Source organism: Porphyrobacter sp. AAP60 (assembly GCF_001296025.1).
In the GTDB taxonomy this organism is placed as follows: domain Bacteria; phylum Pseudomonadota; class Alphaproteobacteria; order Sphingomonadales; family Sphingomonadaceae; genus Erythrobacter.
Genome location: NZ_LJHV01000025.1, coordinates 1 through 21454 on the forward strand (window position 1 = coordinate 1; position 21454 = coordinate 21454).

Annotated in this window: 21 protein-coding genes and 1 pseudogene; 13 read left to right on the forward strand and 9 right to left on the reverse strand. The window is 56.0% G+C overall.

The genetic code is table 11. The features are described from left to right. Positions 1–139 precede the first annotated feature (139 nt). Positions 140–814: a tyrosine-type recombinase/integrase gene (locus IP79_RS14595; RefSeq protein WP_054120048.1), complete on the reverse strand. Its 675-nt coding sequence runs from the start codon at positions 812–814 to the stop codon at positions 140–142. A 318-nt stretch (positions 815–1132) separates the two neighbouring features. Here IP79_RS14595 and IP79_RS14600 point away from each other — a divergent pair, with 318 nt between their 5' ends. Together IP79_RS14600 and IP79_RS14605 are read left to right on the forward strand one after the other, a co-directional pair. After that, positions 1133–1351: a transcriptional regulator gene (locus IP79_RS14600; protein ID WP_233994242.1), complete on the forward strand. Its 219-nt coding sequence runs from the start codon at positions 1133–1135 to the stop codon at positions 1349–1351. Further along, positions 1348–1767, forward strand: a complete 420-nt coding sequence (locus IP79_RS14605) for a hypothetical protein (RefSeq protein ID WP_054120050.1) — start codon at positions 1348–1350, stop codon at positions 1765–1767. The genes IP79_RS14600 and IP79_RS14605 overlap by 4 nt, the downstream gene beginning before the upstream one ends. Here the strand turns inward: IP79_RS14605 and IP79_RS15585 are convergent. Further along, positions 1729–2004: a hypothetical protein gene (locus tag IP79_RS15585; RefSeq protein ID WP_156318358.1), complete on the reverse strand. Its 276-nt coding sequence runs from the start codon at positions 2002–2004 to the stop codon at positions 1729–1731. The two genes, IP79_RS14605 and IP79_RS15585, sit on opposite strands and share 39 nt — an antisense overlap. Before the next feature lie 593 nt (positions 2005–2597). After that, on the reverse strand, positions 2598–3626 hold the full coding sequence (gene galE, locus IP79_RS14610; RefSeq protein WP_054120051.1) for a UDP-glucose 4-epimerase GalE: 1029 nt from the start codon (positions 3624–3626) through the stop codon (positions 2598–2600). Between the two features lie 751 nt (positions 3627–4377). On the opposite strand from galE, the gene IP79_RS14615 reads away from it, so the two are divergent. The 11 genes from IP79_RS14615 to IP79_RS14660 all read left to right on the forward strand — a co-directional run bounded on the left by IP79_RS14615 (position 4378) and on the right by IP79_RS14660 (position 15193). Beyond that, entirely contained in the window at positions 4378–4749 is a 372-nt protein-coding gene (locus IP79_RS14615) for a hypothetical protein (protein ID WP_054120052.1), read from the forward strand. 620 nt (positions 4750–5369) lie between these two features. Next, complete coding sequence (locus IP79_RS15880) at positions 5370–5495, forward strand: hypothetical protein (RefSeq protein WP_267886227.1); 126 nt, start codon at positions 5370–5372, stop codon at positions 5493–5495. Positions 5496–6310: 815 nt separating this feature from the next. Further along, positions 6311–6892, forward strand: coding sequence for a hypothetical protein (locus IP79_RS14620; RefSeq protein ID WP_156318359.1), 582 nt, complete (start codon positions 6311–6313; stop codon positions 6890–6892). A gap of 875 nt (positions 6893–7767) precedes the next feature. Then, on the forward strand, positions 7768–8229 hold the full coding sequence (locus IP79_RS14625) for a hypothetical protein (protein ID WP_054120054.1): 462 nt from the start codon (positions 7768–7770) through the stop codon (positions 8227–8229). A gap of 358 nt (positions 8230–8587) precedes the next feature. Then, the gene (gene rfbA, locus IP79_RS14630; protein ID WP_054120067.1) at positions 8588–9490 is read left to right on the forward strand and encodes a glucose-1-phosphate thymidylyltransferase RfbA; all 903 of its coding nucleotides are present in this window, start codon (positions 8588–8590) and stop codon (positions 9488–9490) included. After that, on the forward strand, positions 9487–10032 hold the full coding sequence (gene rfbC / locus IP79_RS14635) for a dTDP-4-dehydrorhamnose 3,5-epimerase (RefSeq protein ID WP_054120055.1): 546 nt from the start codon (positions 9487–9489) through the stop codon (positions 10030–10032). The genes rfbA and rfbC overlap by 4 nt, the downstream gene beginning before the upstream one ends. After that, positions 10029–10886 carry a dTDP-4-dehydrorhamnose reductase gene (rfbD, locus tag IP79_RS14640; protein WP_054120056.1) on the forward strand — a complete coding sequence of 286 codons (858 nt, stop codon included), beginning with the start codon at positions 10029–10031 and terminating at the stop codon, positions 10884–10886. Before rfbC ends, rfbD begins: the two co-directional genes overlap by 4 nt. After that, a complete protein-coding gene (gene rfbB / locus IP79_RS14645; RefSeq protein ID WP_054120057.1) occupies positions 10879–11943 on the forward strand; it encodes a dTDP-glucose 4,6-dehydratase in 1065 nt (354 codons plus the stop codon). Before rfbD ends, rfbB begins: the two co-directional genes overlap by 8 nt. Positions 11944–12028: 85 nt before the next feature. Continuing rightward, positions 12029–13240, forward strand: a complete 1212-nt coding sequence (gene wecB / locus IP79_RS14650) for a non-hydrolyzing UDP-N-acetylglucosamine 2-epimerase (RefSeq protein ID WP_082337256.1) — start codon at positions 12029–12031, stop codon at positions 13238–13240. Positions 13241–13301: 61 nt separating this feature from the next. After that, positions 13302–14267, forward strand: coding sequence for a hypothetical protein (locus IP79_RS15590; RefSeq protein WP_156318360.1), 966 nt, complete (start codon positions 13302–13304; stop codon positions 14265–14267). Positions 14268–14278: 11 nt separating this feature from the next. Then, the gene (locus tag IP79_RS14660; protein ID WP_082337257.1) at positions 14279–15193 is read left to right on the forward strand and encodes an IS1595 family transposase; all 915 of its coding nucleotides are present in this window, start codon (positions 14279–14281) and stop codon (positions 15191–15193) included. 329 nt (positions 15194–15522) lie between these two features. Here the strand turns inward: IP79_RS14660 and IP79_RS15310 are convergent, their stop codons facing one another. The 6 genes and pseudogenes from IP79_RS15310 to IP79_RS14700 form a co-directional block, all read right to left on the reverse strand. Continuing rightward, the gene (locus IP79_RS15310) at positions 15523–17355 is read right to left on the reverse strand and encodes a CshA/CshB family fibrillar adhesin-related protein (RefSeq protein WP_197273842.1); all 1833 of its coding nucleotides are present in this window, start codon (positions 17353–17355) and stop codon (positions 15523–15525) included. 236 nt (positions 17356–17591) lie between these two features. Beyond that, positions 17592–18081 (reverse strand): annotated as a pseudogene (locus IP79_RS14675) (DDE-type integrase/transposase/recombinase); the annotation flags it as partial. 378 nt (positions 18082–18459) lie between these two features. Continuing rightward, positions 18460–18942 (reverse strand): hypothetical protein, encoded by a 483-nt coding sequence (locus IP79_RS14680; RefSeq protein WP_054120062.1) that lies wholly within the window; start codon positions 18940–18942, stop codon positions 18460–18462. Continuing rightward, positions 18939–19700 (reverse strand): JAB domain-containing protein, encoded by a 762-nt coding sequence (locus IP79_RS15315; RefSeq protein ID WP_082337259.1) that lies wholly within the window; start codon positions 19698–19700, stop codon positions 18939–18941. Before IP79_RS15315 ends, IP79_RS14680 begins: the two co-directional genes overlap by 4 nt. 275 nt (positions 19701–19975) lie before the next feature. Further along, complete coding sequence (locus IP79_RS14695; RefSeq protein ID WP_156318361.1) at positions 19976–20302, reverse strand: hypothetical protein; 327 nt, start codon at positions 20300–20302, stop codon at positions 19976–19978. A gap of 51 nt (positions 20303–20353) precedes the next feature. Next, the gene (locus tag IP79_RS14700; protein ID WP_054120066.1) at positions 20354–20884 is read right to left on the reverse strand and encodes a sigma factor-like helix-turn-helix DNA-binding protein; all 531 of its coding nucleotides are present in this window, start codon (positions 20882–20884) and stop codon (positions 20354–20356) included. Positions 20885–21454 lie beyond the last annotated feature (570 nt).

A 21454-nucleotide genomic window follows, 5' to 3' on the forward strand; every position in this document is an offset into this window, starting at 1 on the left:
CTGGCGGGCGAAGTGATGTCGCGCGACAGCGCGGCACGAGCCTGTGCAGGAGAATGCCTGTATACGGAGAGTCTGGATAGGCTCGATTTCAGCGGTGCCGAGGTCACGCTGTTAGTACGGGCGGGGTAATGCCCGCGCTCTAACCCGCTATGGTTGCCCATCGGCGTTGATGCAGGTTCTGTGCCGCAGCGTTCTCGACATAGCGGGCGACCACGTTGATCGTTTTCCACCCGCCGGCCTGCATGATCGCGATATGATCAAGCCCGGCGATCATCATGTCTTGGGCTGCGCCCACCCGCATCGAGTGACCGGATAGCAGGACTGCATCTTCGCCGCCCGCCTTGGCACGCATTCCCTCACGCTTGACCAATCTGCGGATCGCTGAGGTCGAAAGAGGCTGTCCGGATAGCTTGCGCGTGTGCAGGCTCTGGAACAACGGTCCGCTGGTGATTCCGCTACTATAAAGCCAATCCATCAGGATCGCCTGCGTGCGCGGGGCGAGATAGGCAAGACGCCCGTCTCCTGCCTGATCCGTTTTCGAGCGCGGGATCAGGATCGTCGAGCAATCGCTTGACAGATGCTCGACCTCCAGCAGCGATAATTCGTAACTTCGGGCGAGGTTGTCGTAGCCGACGCAGATAATCGCAGCGTCCCGTTTCCCCGCCAGAGTATCTTGACATGCAGCAAGGATGCGCCCGAGTATCTCGTGCGTTAGCCTGTGCGATTGCTTTGGGCGAGCCCGATTGCTGCGCATCGCTCGCCGCAGGGCGAGCTTGACCTCGCTGTTGGCGACAGGGGAGGGCGGGTCGAGCATACTTTACGTGAGTTTCACTGCCTCAACGCGGCGTTTGACCGTGGATAGCGCCTTGCATTTTGTTTCTTTATCGATGAACGCGGCAACTGTGGCTGGCGAAGCCGGCAGCCATCCCCACTCCCTATTTTCGCACCAAGTTTAGAACTGTTCGAGGTCATTTTGGTAGCTAGCCAGGGTGCGTTCGGAATAGGCGCCTTGGTAGCGCTCGAAGATTGGTTCTATTTGTTATTCAGTTGGCTTTCTCATAAGTCATAAAAGATGACATAAGGGCATCGACGTCAATTGATCACTGCTGCGCAAATTCGAGATGCCAGAGCGATGCTGAAGATTTCGGCGGCCGAACTTGCGGCGCTGGCCAATGTGAGCTGGAAAACGGTGCAGCGGATGGAGGCCGTGGAAGGTGTACCGTCCTCTCGCGCTGGAACGCTGGAATGTATCCAAGCCGTTCTCGAAGCGGCTGGCATCGAGTTCATCGGTGATCCGGCCACATCCCCCGGCGTGCGCTTGCGTCCCGAGAAGCACCCCACGTCGACGTGATCATACCCAGCTTGATTACCATCTGGCGCGGTCTGGTGCTCACCGCTATCGTCTCTGGCAGTGTGTTCTTTGCCTTGGCCGACATATCCGGCCTACCGCTAGCGGGCTACGATGATTCCTTGCTGCATTTCGTGGCCTTCGCCGCGATGACCTTACTCGCGGTTACGGCCTACTCTCGCACCCCGCTGACCCACCTGATCCTCACCTTTGGCCTGCTGGCCGGGTTGACTGAACTGCTGCAGTTCCTGCCGGGAGTGGAGCGGCAACCAGACTGGAGCGACTTCGGTTTCGATATCCTCGGTATCGATTGCGCGCTGATTGTTGTGGGCCTACTCAGGTTGCTATTTTGGTGCGCGCCTGAACAATTCAGCACCCTATCAGTCCATGCTGCCATTCAGCACGTCGATCCGGAATAGCTGCCGCTCCTGCTTCTGCCGTCGATCATTCAGCGCTTCGCGCAGCTGGTGCGAGAGCACTGTTTGATACCGGCCGACGAGGAGTTGATTTCCAATCGCAGGTACTAGCGGGATCTGTTCGCCGAATTTTGCCATGAATCCGATGTTCTCCGCAATTTTCGCAGCTTCAGCTAACGCGAAGAGCTTCTCGCGCCATAGGAGGGTCGCAATTCGCTCAACCGGCACAGACTCGACCACCGAGATCGGTTCAAGTTCGCCCGCAAGCTATGCCAAGAATGCATTAAAAGCAGCCATATCCTCAAGCTCGCTGAGAGCATGCTTGCTGAGAACACCGTGCCTGAGGGCGTTGCTGCTGCTCCCGTCCCTACCTGCCTCTGTGCGGGGGCCGTTGCTCTTTCGTGCATTGCGGCGATCCTGCACCATTTGTATCTCTGTAGCCGTAATGGCAGCGCGCTAGATTGTGTCGGACAAGATTTGAACCCTGACCAAACTAAAATTATACATCAATGTTTTATGGCTCTTTTGCGCTTCTTCATGTAACGCTTTTTCAGGCTCGTCAGCCCTCATTCGCTGCAATTTTCCTGACGAACTCAATCGCATCCATCTAGTGCCATATCCCTCCTCGGCTCAGGCCGGCAACGCCGTTAATCGTCAGCGGACATCCAGAGAAACGTACGCCATGCCAACGATCTGCAGTTCGGGCCTTTTTATTTTTTTCTACTATTAGATATTTCCCTCGTCCAATAAGCTGATCTTGTGCCTAAATAGCGTCAGCGGCAGCGCGATAAACAAAAAGCGTGGTTGCTTGAGTGGGACGGTCTTAGGTTTTGTCAGCTCGAAGTGTCGCCGTCGCTCCTGCGCAAATCGGCCAGTTTTCGCTCCCACCCCAGCGCATGTGCGATAATTGTATCGAGATCGGCATGGGCAGGCTCCCAGCCGAGGGTTCCGCGCAGGTGACGCGAATCGGCAATCAGCGAATCGGGATCGCCTGCGCGGCGAGGCTCCAGCCGGCGAACAAGCTGGCGGTTCGTCACCCGGTCGACCGCGTCGAGCACTTCATTGACCGAGAACCCCCGTCCATAGCCGCAATTCATCGTCAACGAGTGGGAGGGATTGGCAATCAGCGCCTCCAGTGTGAGCACATGCGCCGCCGCCAGATCGCTGACATGGATGTAATCTCGCACCCCTGTGCCGTCAGCAGTCGCATAGTCAGTGCCAAACACGCTCACCGCTTCGCGCAGGCCCAGCGCCGCCTCGACACCGACCTTGATGAGATGGGTCGCGCCAGCGGTTGATTGCCCGCCACGCGCCTGTGGGTCAGCGCCTGCGACGTTGAAATACCGCAGCACACCGTAATTGATCGGATGTGCAGTGGCAACATCGGCGAGCATCCGCTCGGTCATCAGCTTTGACCAGCCGTAGGGGTTGATTGGGCGCTGCGGCGTATTCTCGTCAACGGCAGCCACAGCGGGGATGCCATATACCGCCGCGGTCGAGGAAAAAATGAAATGCCGGACGCCAGCTGTAACCGCGCCAGCGATGAGCGCGCGGCTCTTAGCGGTGTTGTTGTGGTAATACTTCAGCGGGTCGGTGACGCTTTCGGGAACGATGATTGACCCGGCAAAGTGCATGATCGCGCCCGTAGCCTGTTCGGAAAATATCCGCGTCAGCAACACTGCATCCTCGATATCGCCGTCGTAGAAAGGCACGCCGTCGGGAATCGCAAACCGGAAACCGGTCGAAAGATTGTCGATCACTGCCACCGGCCAGCCCGCGTCCTTTAGCGCGAGCACCGCATGGCTGCCGATATAGCCCGCGCCGCCGGTCACGAGCACTGATGGTTTGCTGTGCAAAGTCATTGCATTGCCCTATTAGAAGGAACGCTGTCCTCCAAAAAAATGAACCGTCTCAAAAAAGTCAGACGTGAACTGCTGTGAGTAAGCAACCTCCAATCGTCTTTGGTTGCAAAGGCCTTTAATTGAGGTGGGGATGCTGCGCGAGGGAGTAGAGGTGGAAGCCCCGGCTCTAAGCTCAGCTGGGAGAAGTCTGGGGGTCACGTCACAAGCACCTGAAAATCCGAAGGCAAATACCCCACGCCCGATAAGATGAACTGGCGCTCAAGGAGATGAAGCGGTAGCGCGATAATGAAAACTGGCGCTCAAGTAGGGGAAGCGAAGCTGGCCGAAGGCCAACCGGTGGCGCGATGACGAGAGCGGCCGCTCAAGAAGGGCCAGCAAAAGCCCGGCAAAACGCAAAATTGGCCGTCAGGATTTATGCACGGCCTTGAAGCCGCACGGATAGGCCTCGTTCTCCATCCCCCACCTTCCCGGGCACTAACCTGCCGTTCCAGTCGCGCCGAACTCGCGCAGCCGCACGGGAACCACGCACGCGCACATGAGGGCGCGGTGAACCTCGCTGCGGGGGAGTGCCTGAATGCTGCTACTCCGGGCGCGCTCCATTTCAGCGCAACCGAAGTGACATTGCCGGCGCGTTCCCATATTGCTCGCAAGTGTCAAAGCCGCTTTGCGGTCTTGCTGGTGTACCCCTATCCATTCCGGTCGTAGCTCCGTGTACCCTTTGCTGCGCCAACCAAGGAACAACGAGAATCCAATGCTGATTGAACGCCTGTTCCAGTTGCTGTTCTGGTCAGCACTGGTGTTTGCCTTTGTCATGGCCAGCTTGCATCAGCCGCCGTCCATTCCGGGTAATCCGGGCGACAAGCTGCTTCACGTGATAGCTTTCGTGGTGCTCGCGGGCCTTGCGGCGTTTGCCTATCCGCGCCTTCGACTGGTTTTCATCTTCGCCGGATTGGCCGTTTTCGGCGGAGCGATCGAAGTTGTGCAGGGCATTCCCCAGGTCGGGCGCGAGCCGAGCTGGGCGGACTGGCTTGCTGATGTCGGTGCTGCTGGTGTCGTGCTTCTCGCGATAGGGGCCATTGGCAGGGGACGATCACAGCGCGTCACGCATTCCGAGCGATCCTGAAGGAAAACGCTGGCGGCGATCCGGGAGCAGCGCTGCAGCGTTCTTGCTGCGCTATCGAGGATTGAGGTCACTGCGCATATCTTCGGGCTGCAGCAAGGTCCTTCTCGCACCGGTGATGATGCATCCCTACGCACCCGAACATCGCCGTAGCGTTACACCTGCCGGGCAGGTGCTGGCCGGAAGGCCGTGATTCCAGCTCGACCGGTTGATAGTCGTGTCATATGGGGCGATCATTGCTGCCTAACCCGGGCTATTGCTGGCGCTGCTGATGGTAGGCGAAATGGTTTCATGCGAAGGCGCAGCGCGGACTGGCCTTTGAAACGGGTTCATGCGGAAAGCTTCGCTGCGCTTGATTTCAGGGGAGCTGATGTGACATTGCTCACCTGCGCCGTCATCAACGATAAAGCGATTCAGCGAGACTGAACCGTGCAACAAAAGCGTGGATAGGCATGTCTGTAGAGGGGATGATGCGCGTTCGCCTCAAACAACTGGATGGCGACCTGAAAAACCGTTAGCATTCATTCTATCGGGCGAGATTGCGTTGCTCCCGGGAAACCCAGTACCGCGCTTTCCACCTTACTCCCTTGAAAGACTATTCGTTGCGCCCTTTAAGATCTTGGTTGGCTCAAAGGCTTGGTATCAAAGATGATTCGGCCAAGAATGGTGACTGGTGGGAAATCGATTTTATTCTGGTAATCCTGCTTGGGTCGCTGCTGGCTGGCGGAATTGCCTGGAGTTCACTTTGATTTTCGTGATCTGATACGCGTAATGTGAATGGAATAAACGTGGTTCATCCGATCTGGAAGCAAGAGCTGAATGAGTTGGACGCTTTGGAGCGGGCTCAAGCACTGAAAAAACTGCTTCCCTAATCGATCAGTATGACTTCCGGCAGATCGATATTTTATCGCTCCTATCAAGACGTGATTCAGGCAACTCCGCCTGATAGGCGTCCCCGAATGCCCAAGGCCCTGATCCATTTTCTGACGAGTGGTGAAGGGCAACTAAGCCGGGCCCGACCAGTGCCGAAAGCGAAACCGCCCCTTTGCGAAACTCCACCGGATCGGTTGCGATCATCACCTTCGTACCGGGCTCCGGACTCTTCAAGCAGTGCGACCTAAAATATCCTCCGACCGCGTCGGCAAACTTAGATGGTGAAACCAGCCCACCGGACCTTAGCAAGGCCGAAAACTTCAGACCCACGTGATCCGAGGTTGGGTAGCAGTGCAGAATGAGCCAGCCTCTCTCTCGTGCGGGTAATAATCACGGGAGCACGTCACAAGCGGTAGACCTTGGCACCACTTAATTGCCAAAAGGCGGGGAAATTACGGTTAACCCCCTATCAATCAGGCCGGTAATGTTAGACATAATCTGCCATTAATCCCACCCTACGAATTTTTACAAAGCGCGAGGGGGTATTGTGAAAGTTTTTACCACGTTTCTGATTGCATTATCTGCGTCGTTGGTCTCCGCGCAAAACGTCGAGACGCCTAGCGATGATGCGTCTGAGGTAGTGGTCTACCGCCGCGCAGAATTGCCCGCAGGTACCCCCATCGCGCTCCAAATGACGCAGACGGTGACCACGCAGGGGGGGAGCTGGGCTGAAGACGACCAATTCAATATGGCTTTATCAGAGGATGTCTTGCTGGGCGGATATGTTGTCATTCCCAAGGGAACTCTCGCGTTTGGGCATGTGAGATGGGCCACGGGCCGAGGAGTTTTTGGAAAATCTGGCAAGATTGAGGTCGAGGTCGATTACCTGCTGCTTGGCGACAGGCAGGTTAAGCTCGCGGGTGTCTTTCGGGAAGATGGCCGAGGAACCTTAACCTCGATAGGAAGCGTAGCGGCTGCAGGGCCGCTGGCTGGCTTTATTACAGGCGAGAGCGGCAAGATCGCGCAAGGTACAGTCCTCACAGCTCAGCTCGCAGAGAATATCAGGGTCATTATTCCCGGTACCACGCCGACGCCGTCAACGGCAGGCCCGGTTATGTCAACGGTCCGTGCTCGTCAGATATCGGTATCAGAGGCCTTCAAAGACACAAGCGGACCGGCCAGTGTGCCTCCGAAACAGGATGTTGAAACACACCGAATTACCGTTGCCGAAGCTTTTGAAGATGAACTTAACGCGCTGGTTGATGACCACTAGCAAACAATACAACTTGAACAGGCTACTCATTGGCCCAAGTTTGATTTTACGATGACACAGTCAGCCTGATATTTGCACGAAAGGTCTTCGCCTGTCAGGCGGATTCCACTAGCGCCCGGCATTCAAGGCGACCCCCATCATGCCAGACTTACTGACGCCCTGCCGTACTGGCTCGTGCGAACGGCCGGGAGCATCGACGGTGAAGCGTAATCTGAGTGCTTTGGCGTCCCATCTCGACCTCATTTTGTAGATCGGCAAGTCGCGGGAGATCATCCTCGCCGATGTGCAACGCTGGCGCGATGGATGTACTGACAGCCGCAAGGATGTGACCTGCCTGTTCCGCTGATCCCGTAGTCATGACGAGATGTCGCCGGATTGAGATTGGTGCTCGGCCGCGAGCCCAGCGTAACCACAAAGGTTCCTCCAGCGTGGCGCCTGCTGACGTCCAATCGGGCAGGGCCTGCACTATCATCAAACAGCGCAAAAGGATCACACGGCAGAGCATCGAATATCGAGCTTGCAGCGCTCCCATCTCGAAAGGCTACATTAATCCAGACGCAAAGCTCACACTACACTGATCTTCGCGACCTGCTCAGATGACCCACCAGCTGGAAAGCAGAAGCTCGGAGATTAAAAGGCAAGAAACGTTCTGATTAAGCATAATCGATTCAAGCGATGGCTGCCAAGCATCCAGAACGGTCTGTTTCTTTAACGCAAAGCTACACCACCAGGATTGATCCGGAGTTGCGGCTTTTGCAACTCGCTCAAAAATCAAGGTGCAGGTTTAATGCGTTTGCTAAATCTTAATTTTAGTTCAGCCCCCTTCGTTAAGAAATGAATGTCATCGTGATAGGAATTAAAACGGAGCTTTCACCATGGATGCCGTCGACGTGAAGAAACTGTCTGAGCAGCTAGACGCTGTCCATTCACTTCTTGACGAAATCCGTGTGACCAGCGGTTGCGCGTCTTTGGGTTCGGCGCTCGAGCCCGCGCAAAAACCGTCACAAAGTGCTCTTCAAACTGCCCAACGTGTCTATCATGAGCGACGATCACGCGTTGACTTTTTGGGTAACAATGAAATCTTCGGTGAGCCCGCTTGGGACATGCTGCTCAATATCTTTATACGCCAGTCGACTAGCGAGATGGTAAGCTTCGAAAGCGCTGACATTAATAAAGTTTCTCCAAAGCCAACCGCAGTGCGGTGGCTTAGGGTTCTGGAGCAAAGCGGACTTATAAGGTGGGAGCGGGATGCAGATGACAATGACCGGCATTTGATCTATCTCACCGCCACCGGATATGAGGGGATGTTGCGGTATCTCGAAAGTATTGCTGTGTAAGCTTCAGCGGGAATGTGCGCCTCGTTGCTCAGGCGGCAGCATCTGGGCCTGCATCATGGGGGTCAGCGACGCTTGGAGTTGACCGGCCCGTGTATAACCAGTGCGATCGCGCCGATGATGTCCGGCAGACCTATGAATGGCATCTGGTTCGAATGGCTCTCATTGCGCTCGTCATCATGAGCAATCTCTCTTTGGCGTACCAGTAGACTGCAACACGGTCGTCAGACCTCTCATCAAGTCTTTGAATCTTTAAGGCAGCACCGTGCCTGACCTTCAATAGCTCCCCTCAGTAACTTGACCTAGCACTGCGCAGATGCAAGAGCGTGCGACCTTCACAACTGCACCTTGGGGGCATCAAATTTTTGCTGATCGACAAAAGGCGAGGCGCGGTATCATCCTTGCCGGAGGTTCGGGTACCCGGCTTTATCCGCTAACGCGCGGCGTCTCCAAGCAGTTGATGCCGATCTTCGACAAGCCGATGATCTACTACCCGCTCAGCACGCTGATGCTGGCGGGAATTCGCGATATCCTGATCATCACTACCCCTGAAGACGCCGAACAGTTTCAGCGTGTGCTGGGCGATGGATCGGCTTTCGGCGTGGCCTTGTCCTATGCGGTGCAGCCAAAGCCTGAAGGTTTGGCGCAGGCATTCCATATCGGCGCCGATTTCGTACGCGGCGGGCCGAGCGCACTGATACTGGGCGATAATATCTTCTACGGCCACGGACTGCCCGATCTCCTCAAAAATGCGACTGCGCGCGAGTCAGGGGCGAGCGTGTTCGCTTATCGGGTCAATGAGCCGCAGGCTTTCGGCGTGGTAGAATTCGATGCGAGCGGTAAGGCAATCTCGATCGAAGAGAAGCCCAAGGCGCCGAAGTCCAACTACGCTGTTACCGGCCTGTATTTCTATGACGAGACGGTGGTCGATCGTGCGCGGGACATGAAGCCCTCGGCGCGCGGAGAGCTCGAGATTACCGATCTCAATCGCCTGTACCTCGACGAAGGCGCGATGTCGGTGGAGATCATGGGGCGCGGTTTTGCATGGCTCGACACGGGAACGCATGCCTCGCTACTCGACGCGGCCACCTATGTGCGGATCACCGAGGAGCGCCAAGGCCTCAAGATCTGTTGCCCCGAAGAAATTGCCTTGCGCCAAGGTTTCATCACCGCCGACCAGTTGCGTGCTATCGCCGAGCCGCTGCGCAAGTCGGGTTATGGCGAATACCTGCTGAAACTGCTCGAGAGCCCGGTGTTGCCGTGAAAATTGTTGAAACTGCTATTCCCGGCCCACTGGTCATCGAGCCGCGCGTATTCGGCGATGCTCGAGGCTTTTTCATGGAGACATGGAATGCGGCGGCCTTTGCGGAGGCCGGTCTTGATCTGACCTTCGTGCAGGACAACCACAGCCGCTCGCAAAAGGGTGTGTTGCGCGGGATGCATTTCCAGAACCCGGGCCCGCAAGGCAAGCTTGTACGTGTAACGCGCGGCGCGGTATTTGATGTGGCGGTTGACTTGCGTCGGTCGTCGCCGCATTTCGGCCAATGGGTGGGTGTCGAACTCAGCGCAGACAATCGGCGGATGTTCTGGGTTCCCGAAGGCTTTGCTCATGGCTTCCTGACATTGGAAGATGACACTGACTTCCTCTACAAATGCACCGCGCCCTATGTGCCGCAGAGCGAACATTCGCTGGCGTGGAATGACCCTGAGGTCGGCATCGTGTGGCCTGCGACCGGCATTGACCCGATCATCTCTGATAAGGACGCAAGCGGACTTGCCCTCGCCGATGTGCCGGTGTTCGCATGAAGGTGCTGATTACTGGCGCAAGCGGACAATTGGGGGGCGCATTGCAGCGGCTGGCACCCGCATGGGCCGAACTGAACGCGATCGATTCCAATGATTGCGACTTTACCGATGTGTCGATGCTGCGCGCGCGACTGACGGTCGAAGCGCCGGACGTAATCCTCAACGCGGCAGCCTATACTGCGGTCGACAAGGCGGAAGGGGCAGAAGATCTCGCCCGCGCGATCAATGCCGATGCCATCGAAGCAATGGTCGCGGCGATGGCTGAGACCGGTGGCAAGCTCGTCCACGTCTCGACCGATTTCGTGTTCGACGGCACGGCCACGCGGCCTTACCGGCCCGATGACACCCGCAACCCCCTTTCGGCCTATGGGCGGACCAAGGCCGAGGGTGAGGACCATTTGCGGCCTGAAGACCTGCTGGTGCGCACCGCTTGGGTGTATGAAGCAGGCGGCGCGAACTTCGTGCGCACCATGATCCGCCTCATGAACGAGCGTGAAGAGCTTGGGGTGGTGGCCGATCAGGTGGGCGCGCCAACTTGGGCGACGGGCCTTGCGCGCACTCTCTGGGCGCTGGTCGAGAAAGGTGCCACCGGTACATTTCACCATTGCGATGACGGGGCGATCAGCTGGTACGAATTTGCTGTCGCAATCGCCGAGGAGGCCCATGCACTCGGTCTTGTCGCGCGCATTCCCGCAATCCGTCCGATCACCACCGCCGAATATCCCACCCCGGCCACGCGCCCTGCGTACTCGCTGCTCGATTGCAGCGCTACGCGCGCCTTGCTTGGGGAATCGCCGGTTCCCTGGCGCGACAATCTGCGCCTGATGCTTAAAGAGGAAGCTCAGCTTGCCTAATCTGCTCGTTACCGGAGGCGCCGGCTTTATCGGCGGTAATTTCGTGCATTACTGGAATGCCCGTCACCCGGATGATCGTGTGATCGTGCTTGATGCGCTGACCTATGCCGGGAATCGTTCGACCATTGCCGGCGCGCCCAATGCCGAACTGGTGGAAGGTGATATCCGCGATACCGCGCTGGTCGAGCAACTCCTGCAAGATCGCGATATTGCGACAATCGTGCATTTTGCCGCCGAAAGCCATGTCGACCGTTCGATCACCGGACCGGATGCCTTTATCGACACCAACATCCTCGGCACCAACAGCCTGCTCAAGGCCGCACGTGCCGTTTGGCTGGCCGGGGACGGGCGCGAGCATCGCTTTCACCATATCTCCACCGACGAAGTGTTCGGATCATTGGGTCCCCATGATCCGGCCTTCTCCGAGATAACGCCCTATGCGCCCAATTCGCCCTATTCGGCGAGCAAGGCTGCGTCAGACCATCTTGTGCGCGCCTACCACCACACCTACGGGCTCGAGGTGACGACGAGCAATTGTTCGAACAATTACGGCCCCTACCAGTATCCCGAAAAGTTGATCCCGCTGTTCCTTTTGAATGCGCTGCACGGTCGCAATCTGCCGATCTATGGCGACGGAATGAACGTGCGCGACTGGCTGCATGTCGAGGATCATTGTCGCGGGATCGAGGCGTGCCTGCTGCGCGGCCAACCGGGCGAAACCTATAATATCGGCGGCGGGGCGGAACTGCCCAATCTGGAAGTGATCAGCGCCATCTGTCGTGAGGTTGACCGTGCCTTTGCCGAGATCGCTGGGCTGGCGGATCGCTATCCCGACGCGCCTGCGGCCAAGGGTAAGGCGACGACAAGCCTCAAGACCTTCGTGACCGACCGCGCCGGCCATGACCGCCGCTACGCGATCGATGAGACCAAGGCGCGCGCCGAACTGGCCTATGCGCCGCAGCGCAGCTTTGACGATGGAATGCGGCAGACCCTGCGCTGGTATCTCGACAATGAGCACTGGTGGCAGCCCCTTATTGGCGGGCAATCACCGGAATAATTCGCCATCCATTAAATCGTTGTTATTCGAGTCTTGTTAAGTTGCGGCAGTCGGTAACGAACAGCCCCAATCGAAGATGAGAGCTATGCAGCACGGAAGTTGTCCCAAGATACTCGTCAGCTTCGGCACTCGTCCGGAAGCAATCAAGATGTTTCCAGTGGTTCACGCGCTAAAGGCGGACGGAGCGTTTGATACGCGCGTGGTCGTGACCGCACAGCATCGAGAAATGCTCGATCAAGTGCTGCAGATGACCGAGATTGTTCCGGATGTTGATCTTGACCTTATGCAGGAAGGTCAGAGTCTCGACGCGCTTTCGTCACGGATTATCACACGGTTCGGCTCGGTGCTCGACGTCGAACGACCCGACCGCGTTCTCGTCCACGGGGATACGCTAACTGCCATGATGGTGTCGTTAGCATGCTATTTCCGCAAAATACCGGTGGGTCATGTGGAGGCGGGTTTGCGCAGCGGCAATATTTACTCGCCTTGGCCAGAGGAATTAAATCGCAAGGTCACAGCGATTATTGCCGACCTGCATTTTGCCCCGACCCAGCGCGCTCGGCAAGCGCTTCTTGCCGAGACAATTGCGGATGAAAACATCTTTGTCACGGGCAACACAGTGGTAGACGCTTTGCTCGAAACGCGCAGGCACGTCATCGCCAATCCTGCTTTGGCTTCCGCGATTGAGCCATTGCTCAAACGGTTTGAGGGGAAGCGGATCGTCGCAGTTACGGCTCATCGCAGGGAGAATTTTGGTGAAGGGCTCACCGCTATTGCGAAGGCGTTGGCCAAGCTGGCGCAGCGCGATGATATCGCGATCATATTTCCGGTTCACCCGAACCCGGCCGTGCGTAAAGCGATGCGACCTCTGCTTGAAGGAATCCACAATATCGCCCTCATCGAGCCGTTGGATTATCCGAATTTTGTAAGAATGCTCGATGCAAGTGAACTGATCCTTACTGACAGTGGTGGTATTCAAGAGGAGGCACCCAGCTTTCAGACTCCGGTGCTTATCATGAGAGAGACCACAGAGCGCCCCGAAGCTATCGAAGCTGGTACGGCTCGATTGGTGGGCACGTCGGAAGCCGCTATCTTGGCGGCGGCCAATCAGTTACTCGACAATAAGCATGATTTCGAAGCAATGGCTAGTAAAGTCAATCCGTTCGGTGACGGCACCGCTGCGCAAAAGATCGTTGGAATTCTTCGTGAACGCCATTTGCCGCAAGTTGGCTCATCGCGCGTGAGGGTGGATGCCACCCCCCAAGTTAATTTGACCTTCAGGACATCAGCAGCGTGATCCCGCCACGCCGGATCCGTTCACGGCCCTGTTGAAGGCTGGTTTCCAAAGAGGTACTCGGATGGCACTGTTTGACCTTGGTTATGCAGCGCACGAGTACAAGACGTCTCGAACAAGCTACCGGGGAACGAGCCTGCAGCAGTTCTACGAGGCGTTCCCGACCGATGATGCGTGTCTTGACCATATGTTTCGCGTGCGATTCCTGAAGCATGGATGCCCAAAGTGCGGCGGGTTTGGAGACTGGTACAGGTTGGAAGGACTGCGATCATTTCACCACCAACAGTGCCATTCGAACAGATCGCCCACCGCGGATACTCTGTTGAATGGGACACAAATTCCGCTTCAGCTCTGGTTTTATGCGATGCTGCATTTTTCCAATTCAGCGCATGGCTTGAGCAGAACCTTTGTACAAAGGCATTTGGGGATCGCACAACATCCCGCATTTCGCATGGGTCGGCAAATCCGATACCAGATGGCCGCGCTGGACGACAAAACCATGTTGGGAGGGCAGGACACACCCGTATTTGTTCGCCTTGAAACCATCAGGCCCATTATCCGCCGCGCTAAAGGGAGGCATGGTAGCGCGCGCATCCTGATCGCAAATGATGGCTCAGCGGTGAAGACGGTGGTTATCGCTCGAAGCACTCCAAAGCACCTGCGCGATGCGCTAACGATCAAGGCATATCCGGACAGTCAGCTCGTCACTGATTGCCCGAGCGCATTCAAACTCATGAGCGACGCATCATCATGGCGGCAGGTACAATATCAGTCACCTGTGCTGGGATTGCACTCCGACTTGCAACACCAGAACTACGGTTTTCTGAAATATTTTCAGTTGATGTTCAGGACGCAGTATAAGAGCATATCCCACCACAGGCTATGGCTGTATCTGAAGGAGGCTGAGTTCCGCTATTCTCGCCGCGCGCGGTCGCATGAGACCTTTTGGGACCTCGTCAGCCAGTTCCCGGTTCTCACACCGGAGCGAAAACAAGCGCTTGCGGATCGCAATGTTTTCGGTTGTCTATAAGATTACGTCCCATGGAAACCTACAAGGGAACGAGCGTAACTGAGTTTTTCCGGCGCTTTCCCACCGAGCAAGCCTGCCTTCAGCAGGTGTTTGAGCACAAGTGGGGGCGGTCAGGATCGTGCCCAAGATGCGCAGAATATGGTGGCAGGTGGTTCCATGTCGCGGGAACCAAGAAATACCAGCACAGTTGCCGGACGCATCTTTCTCCTTTGAAAGACACGGCATTCTACCGCTCGAATCTCTCTTTGATGGCTTGGTTCTACGCGTTACTGCTGTTTACCAATTGCCAGACAGGCATGCGCTCTTCTTTCATCCGCCGACAGTTGGGTATTGGAGCTAAAAGCGCGCATCGACTTTGCCATCAGATAAGACTTCACCTGGCCAGCCAACAGCGGCCAGATTCTCTTGGCGGGCCGGGGAAGCGGGTTCACGTCGACGAGGGGTTTTTCAGAGTTATCGTCGATCCGGCCCTCGACAGGCGGCGTCAAGCGACAGTTCTTGGGCTGGAATGCGACGGGAAAATTGTGACCGGTATTGTTCCTGACCACAAAGCGGCCACCATCAAACGGGCAATTGATCGTTTTGTTTTACCTGGCTCGACAATCGTCACCGATGCGGCCGGGCAGTACAGATGGCTTGGTGCTGAAGGGTGGGATCATGTCGCGATAAATCATAAGGTCGCGTTTCACAACTTCGACGGAGTTACGAATAATCCGATCGAGTGCTACTGGGCTGTGCTGCGCAGAACGCTGCGGCTGTACCGTCAGGTGGCGGACACAAACCTTTGGGCATTTCTTGCAGAGGTCGAGTTTCGCTACAATCGCCGTCACTCAAAGACTTCTTTGTTTGACGAAGTGATTGAGACCTTTCCTGAGATATCCCCGCGCACTATGCCAACCTTGCGGGCGCGGTTTGATTGGACATAGTTTTCAGTGTGAAGCTTTCCGGCGATTGATAGATGGCAAGGGATGCGTGACCCCCGCGCCACAATCATATCCATTCGGCTTGGACAATATTGCTTGGTTATGGTCTGAGCCTGAAGTTTCTACCAGCTATGAGGGGAGGCTTGAGCCGTGTTACATTGACGCCCGTCGTTGGGCGTGATCGCAACAACCGTAGTGGGGTAATGCCCCCAACACGGTTTGCCGGTTGACGCCACCCCGATCTCGACCGGGGTTCCGTTCCCGACGCTCGAGTGGGGCCTGAGGTGACTATGCTTGGCCTCGAAGATCACATCTTCAGCAACGATTGACCTCTATTCGACACGTGCCCTGAATCGGACCGTAAAGCTGGGCTGGTCAGTCCCGCTGCTTGATCTCTCCATGCGCCCGGCAGGTGTGATCCGTATACCCCGCACCGCTTGGTCAAATGCACCGGTGGGGGTGTAGTTGAACGGGCCCTGTCCGCCGGGCTGCGACGAAAAGCTTACCATCGTGCTCTGGTTGAAGGCGCTCAGACCACTGGCTGGTGAGCCATCGTTGAAAGTAATGGGTGTGCCGGCCGCAAAGGCCATTCCCGACGGCATCGCATCGATAATGACAATCGAATTTGCGTCCACTCGCATGCGGCCAGCATTGCGAACTGTGACAGCGTATTCAATCACCGCGCCTGGTATTGCCTTTGGATTGCTGGTGCCGTTGACCGGATCGGAGATGATCTGACTGGTTTTGTCGATGACGAGCACGGCTGTATTACGCCGCTCGTTTGTAATCACGCAGGTAATTGTGTCACCTACACTTGGGACGATGACTCCTGGAAGTGCTGTCGGTAATGTCGTGCCTGTCCCAGTCGTTGCGTTGCTGCAGCTCAGCATAGAATCATAATTGCCTAAGTTCGCGGTGCCTGCAGCGATTTCGTCAATGCTGTAGGACTGTCCAGCCTGAAGCGTTACCAATCCGGTATCGCCCAAGTTGACCGTCCCACCGGTTCCTGTGGTAGTGGAGGCGGCAATAACTGTTTGTCCCTGCATGATCCGCACAGTGAACTGATCGCCGGTGAAGCGCCGGTCGCCGTCGAGCACCTTCCTTAACTGTAGGCGCGGACGCGCACCATTAGTGAATGTGCACACCAGCGCCTCGCCGAATTGCAGCATGCCGAGATTGAAACTGGTCACGGCGAGATTGTTAGGTAGCGAAGAACGGGTCGGTCCGGCGATATTCACGCAGGTTAGGGTGGAACTATACTGGCTCAAGACACTGGTACTTCCGGCTGCCATGGTTTCGCGGATTGTCACAGGAACACCTGCTGACATGACGACCGGCGGACCGGTGAACGGTCCGCCACCGCTGCCGCTGGTGGTGCCTCCTGATATTACTGTATTCGTAGCATTGCTTATGACTTCATATCGGAACTGATCTGACGCGCTGACGCGTGTCCCGACTAATGATTTCTGCAAACGGATAGAGGCAAACCGCACAGCGAACATGACACCTTGCAAGCCGCCTGCCACGGTTTGAACTGTGATGTTGGTAGGGCTATTGCTCCCTAAAACATGTGCTCCAACGGTGCCCGCGACGCCGTTGATGGTGACTGTGGAAGAGCCCAATCCTGCGATGAGCGGAAAAGCGGCACCATTTACAGGTGGCACCGTGTCGAGCAACTGCCACGACGCACCATTGGTGGTCATCGTGAGAGATTCGGATTGGTTGCTTGATTCCGCATCTGCGACGATGAATGAGAAGACAGACGCAGTCGCTCCTGCCGGCGGAGTAATGGTGATCCCTGAAAGCGTGATTGTGCGGGTGCCTGCCGCTGCGGTGTAAAGAACAGGCCGACCCGGGATCCCGATGAAGGCGGTGTTCCCAATCGCCGCGCCAGTCCAAGACGGTGCAGTTGCGCTGTTGTAAGCCGTTGTCGTTCCGCCCGTAACCCGTGCGTTGAAAGTAAGCGTTGAACCATCGGGCAAGGCGAAAGTGAGATTTTGCCCTGAGGCCGAGCGTGCAGTCACATCATTGTAGTTGGTCAAGTTCAGCCAGCAGTAGGTCTGCCACGATGGCGGGGCGGTGCCTTGCGTGGCCGCTTGTCCGCAATTCTGTGCCTGCGCCGAGGTAGCCCAAATCATGCCGGTAGCAAGCAGCAGGGCGGCCAACAACCGCTGGAGGATCCTTACGCTATTTCCCATAGGTCAACGTTAATTGATCTTGGTTAATATCTGATTGAATTGCCAGATGCTGCCGCAGCAAATACACCTAACTCAGAATTGAGTAGGTGAATGCGAACTTCAACCCTGTAACACTAAATTCGAAAGTTTGAACCGCACCGGGACTGTTGGAGGCCGTTTGGTCTAAGTAATGCTGCCATTGAGGCGTCGTCCAGCATGGCGTATTATCGTTCTTCAGCTTCTACTGGCGGGATGTTCCCGAGGGGTTCAAGCAGGCGCCTGTTGTTGAACCAATCAACCCATTCGAGGGTAGCACATTCGACAGCTTCAAACGATCGCCATGGACCTCGCTGGTGGATCGCCTCGGCCTGATAAAGGCATTGATTAGCTCGGCAAAGGCGTTGTCGTAGCTGTCCCAACACTCCCGACAGACGGCTCGATACCGGCCTCGGCGAGCCGCCCGGTATATTTGATGGATACACATTGGCTGCCGCGCTCGCTGTGGTGGACAAGTCCGCCACGATGAACAGGTCGGCGATCGTAGATAGCTTGCTCGAGCGCATCCAGAACGAAGCTGGCGTGTGCTGTCCTGCTGACCCCCGAGCCCACGAAATAGCGGGCATAAATATCGATGACGAAGGCGACATAAACGAAGCCTGCCCATGTCGCGATATAGGTAAAGTCCGACACCCAAGGCATGTTGGGTTCCGGCGCATGCTTCGCTGCGATCAAAACAATGGCGGCCTATCGTGAAGGATGACCGCCTTCGTGATCCAGCACCATCCTCACCGCACGGGTACGAACCTCGGGTGAAAACTTGTTCGTTATCTTGCTCATAAGGGCTCCACCTTCTCAGGACTGGGAGCCTCCAGCAATCTCGGGGCGGTTCACCAAAAAGTGGACTGGCACCTCATCCGCCTCCACACTTAAAGACGGCCTTCCAGAAACCGCTTCGATTTGCGACTCTGCGCAACGGATTTTGGGCGCATTAGCCTCGATATGAAGTCGCCGTGCGGGAGAAGCACGTTATGTCCCGGGAAGCAGTCTGTAAACAAAATCACTATCTCATGATCAGTTGGCGCCGAGAGCCGATCAACCATACTGTAGAAACTCGCCCTGCATGCCCAAAAGAATTTTGGTCACTCGAATCTCGCCAAGTTCCGTGAGACGGACCGGCGTAAGCCCATCGCTTTGTGCGTCACTACAAGTCTCAATCAACCCTTGCTCTATGAGAACGGCTAGCCATCGGCGGGCTGTGGATTGGAACGCACCACTTGATCGGCAGACCTGATCAGCCGTCACGCAGCCTCTTGACTTGAGGGCCTGAAACAAGAAAAGCAGCATGTGCCACGCGGGTTCGCCGAACAGATTTCCATCGAGATGGCGAAGCCTGTGTTCTTGTGCTGCGAGCAAAGCCTCGGCAAACAAAATCAGGTTGCTTGTGGTGTCGGGCCGAAAAATTCGCTTCGGTTCGGATCTCGACGATTGGCTCCGTAGAAGGCGCGCATGCTCAAGAAGTGTGCGCCCAAGCTCTTCGAACTCATCAGCTCGGTGAAGTAACTCATCGTTGGTCACAGCAGCTTGGCCCCCCTCATGCTGAAGATTTTGTTCTCAGCTACAATGAGGTGGTCCTCAAGCTGCATGTCCAGGTTGGCGAGAACATAGGCAATCCGGCGTGTCTCCTCGATATCCGTGGCGCTCGGTTTCACCTCGCCAGATGGGTGGTTGTGCATGAGCACCACTCCCGATGCATCAATGCCAATTCCACTGCGAACGATTTTGCGAAGACTGCCTTCAACTTTCCCGAGTTCTCCTTCATTGAGAGGCTCGTCGAAAATCAAACGTTGGCCTCGATCAAGCAAAGCGACATGGATGCGTTCGCGACGATACCCCTTGAACAAACCAACAATCCATTGCTGAAGGGTGACGTCGCGCAGGTCGAATGCAATTCGTCGCGTTTGTTCTCCCAACCCTTCCATCACCGCGGGTTTGGCGGCGGCCAATCGCTCAACGATGTTTGGGTTGTCGATTACGTTTGCAAGTGCATCTGACGATGCAGACAAAACGCCACCGATTGAACCAAACGCCGTTAAAAGACGCATTGTGATTTGAGCGGAGTCCATCTGGCTTTCGCCAATTAGTTGTCTGAGAAGCGTCCTCTGTTTTGCGACGATCGCCGCCGACGATTGATAATCGTACCTATAATCAAGAGTATCAGAACGCCCCAAGTTGGGCCGCTCTTCATCCACGCGTAAACGATTGGGCGCACAGGAATTTCGAGAACCCTCACGAAATGCGCCCCAACGCTTAGCAGTTGCAAGGCTGCCGCCCATAAAGGCCAAATCCTCTTCGAATTTATACCTAAGTACGAAAAGCCCACAAAAGCGACGACATCTTGAATCAAACGCGGGGGATCGACCGATCCATAACGCGGGGGAAAGATAGATTGCCCAAGCAATCCGATTATCGCCATGAGTATGATTATCAATGCGCCGCGTCGCTCTGGCTTCTCACCATAGATTGTCGCAGTTACGATTGCAGCAAGTGCGAGGAGGAGGTTGAGCATGACAAGTGCCATGCCTCACCTTTCGCCTTACCACTAATGCCGTCAAGCAGCTTCAGCCGCTTCGAACCTTTCCAAAGATGCTCTGGGTTTGGGGGAAGTCAAGAGATCGCCGCGCTCCTCGCCCACCTTGTACAGGTCTTCATGCGCGCGGATTGCGTCAGCACGGGCGGAGATCAACATTTGTCCAGCCTTTGCCAGTCGCATCATCGCCACATGGCCGGTTACTGCAGGTGATTCCGTGTCGATCCTCGCCTGCGCGAGCGTAGCACCAAGGGCACATTGCGCAGCGATTGCCGCATCGATCGCATCTTCAAACTGCTTGAGATCACGCACGATGCGAAGAGCAGCAACTTCCGTTGTCATTGTCATTGATCGTCTCCAACTGGCTAAGCCAGCACCCTGAGGTTGCGGAGGTTCGAGTCAGAGCAATTCGCCGAGCGAGTTTGCCATCGCAATTAACGCCAGTGCGAGAACCGCAATGAAGATGGCAAACACTGGAATCGCCACCACCCGCCATAGTCGTCCGAATTTGTCATCCAGAACCTCCGGGACCGCTCTGTTTTGTCCGTCTCCATAGCCCGAGGGCGGCACCAGAAAGTTGGCGCTGTCCTCAAGCATGAATGTGGACCGCGAGTGCGGTTCCGAGGAGGCGAATACATGTGCATCGAGTGCGGCCGCCACCGCCTCAAATCCACATGTGGATTCTCTACAGGTTACCAGAAGTGCGGAATAGGTGCGGGCGGCCTCGTTTCGATCACTCGCTCCAAGCTTCACTCGGGCAGACTTAAGGCGCTGATCGACAGCGCTCAGCGTGACCCCTAGATCGTGCGCAATGACTTTGAGCGGCTTGTGAAGAAGGATCTGATCGAGAACTTCGCGTTCCTTAGCGGTCAACTGATTGAGCCACTCTCGAGGTTCGCTTTGCGATTCGGAACGCAAATCCAACGCCATCAACTGTTCGCCTCAGGTCAACTCTGATCCAAAATTAAGCTATGCATCTACGTCGCTAAGCTAAAGGATTTTGGGGAAAATTGCAATTCCGCGAGTCGCGAATCAGTTCGCTCAACGACAGGAAACTTACCGGCTCGGTGTGAGCAAATTCGGATGCTGTTGTCGGAGAGTCTCGAGCGCACTGCAAAGGTGGATGCCAACAGTCGTTAGTCGAAGCTTATCTGAATCTGCCAAAACTTGGCTGATTTCCGTTTCCAGACGCTGCAGTTCAATCAGGCAAGCCTCCGTTTTATGTTTCGGCAAAGTCGCGGCCCCCAGTATTACGCCTCTCTGATTACGCCGTAGGCAACTTCAGACGCAGTCGGCGGATTTTGCCAAATTTGCACAATCATCACAACAATATCCGGTGCTTACTCAAATGTCGATAGATTCAGGGGCCCAATACAACCATTCCCGTTACGCAGTCTACTCAACCACTGCAGCGGCATTCCGGAGTACCTTCATCTGATGACCTACCAGCTAGGGTCAGGACTCATTGCGGCAGCCAGAAGATGACGGTTGCGGCGATGC

Coding starts and splice junctions, on each gene's coding strand:
- IP79_RS14595 (WP_054120048.1), bottom strand. CDS start 814: ATGCTCGACCCGCCCTCCCCTGTCGCCAACAGCGAGGTCAAGCTCGCC.
- IP79_RS14600 (WP_233994242.1), top strand. CDS start 1,133: ATGCTGAAGATTTCGGCGGCCGAACTTGCGGCGCTGGCCAATGTGAGC.
- galE (WP_054120051.1), bottom strand. CDS start 3,626: ATGACTTTGCACAGCAAACCATCAGTGCTCGTGACCGGCGGCGCGGGC.
- IP79_RS14615 (WP_054120052.1), top strand. CDS start 4,378: ATGCTGATTGAACGCCTGTTCCAGTTGCTGTTCTGGTCAGCACTGGTG.
- IP79_RS14620 (WP_156318359.1), top strand. CDS start 6,311: ATGACGCAGACGGTGACCACGCAGGGGGGGAGCTGGGCTGAAGACGAC.
- IP79_RS14625 (WP_054120054.1), top strand. CDS start 7,768: ATGGATGCCGTCGACGTGAAGAAACTGTCTGAGCAGCTAGACGCTGTC.
- rfbD (WP_054120056.1), top strand. CDS start 10,029: ATGAAGGTGCTGATTACTGGCGCAAGCGGACAATTGGGGGGCGCATTG.
- wecB (WP_082337256.1), top strand. CDS start 12,029: ATGCAGCACGGAAGTTGTCCCAAGATACTCGTCAGCTTCGGCACTCGT.
- IP79_RS15590 (WP_156318360.1), top strand. CDS start 13,302: ATGGCACTGTTTGACCTTGGTTATGCAGCGCACGAGTACAAGACGTCT.
- IP79_RS14660 (WP_082337257.1), top strand. CDS start 14,279: ATGGAAACCTACAAGGGAACGAGCGTAACTGAGTTTTTCCGGCGCTTT.
- IP79_RS15315 (WP_082337259.1), bottom strand. CDS start 19,700: ATGGGCGGCAGCCTTGCAACTGCTAAGCGTTGGGGCGCATTTCGTGAG.
- IP79_RS14695 (WP_156318361.1), bottom strand. CDS start 20,302: ATGACAATGACAACGGAAGTTGCTGCTCTTCGCATCGTGCGTGATCTC.
- IP79_RS14700 (WP_054120066.1), bottom strand. CDS start 20,884: ATGGCGTTGGATTTGCGTTCCGAATCGCAAAGCGAACCTCGAGAGTGG.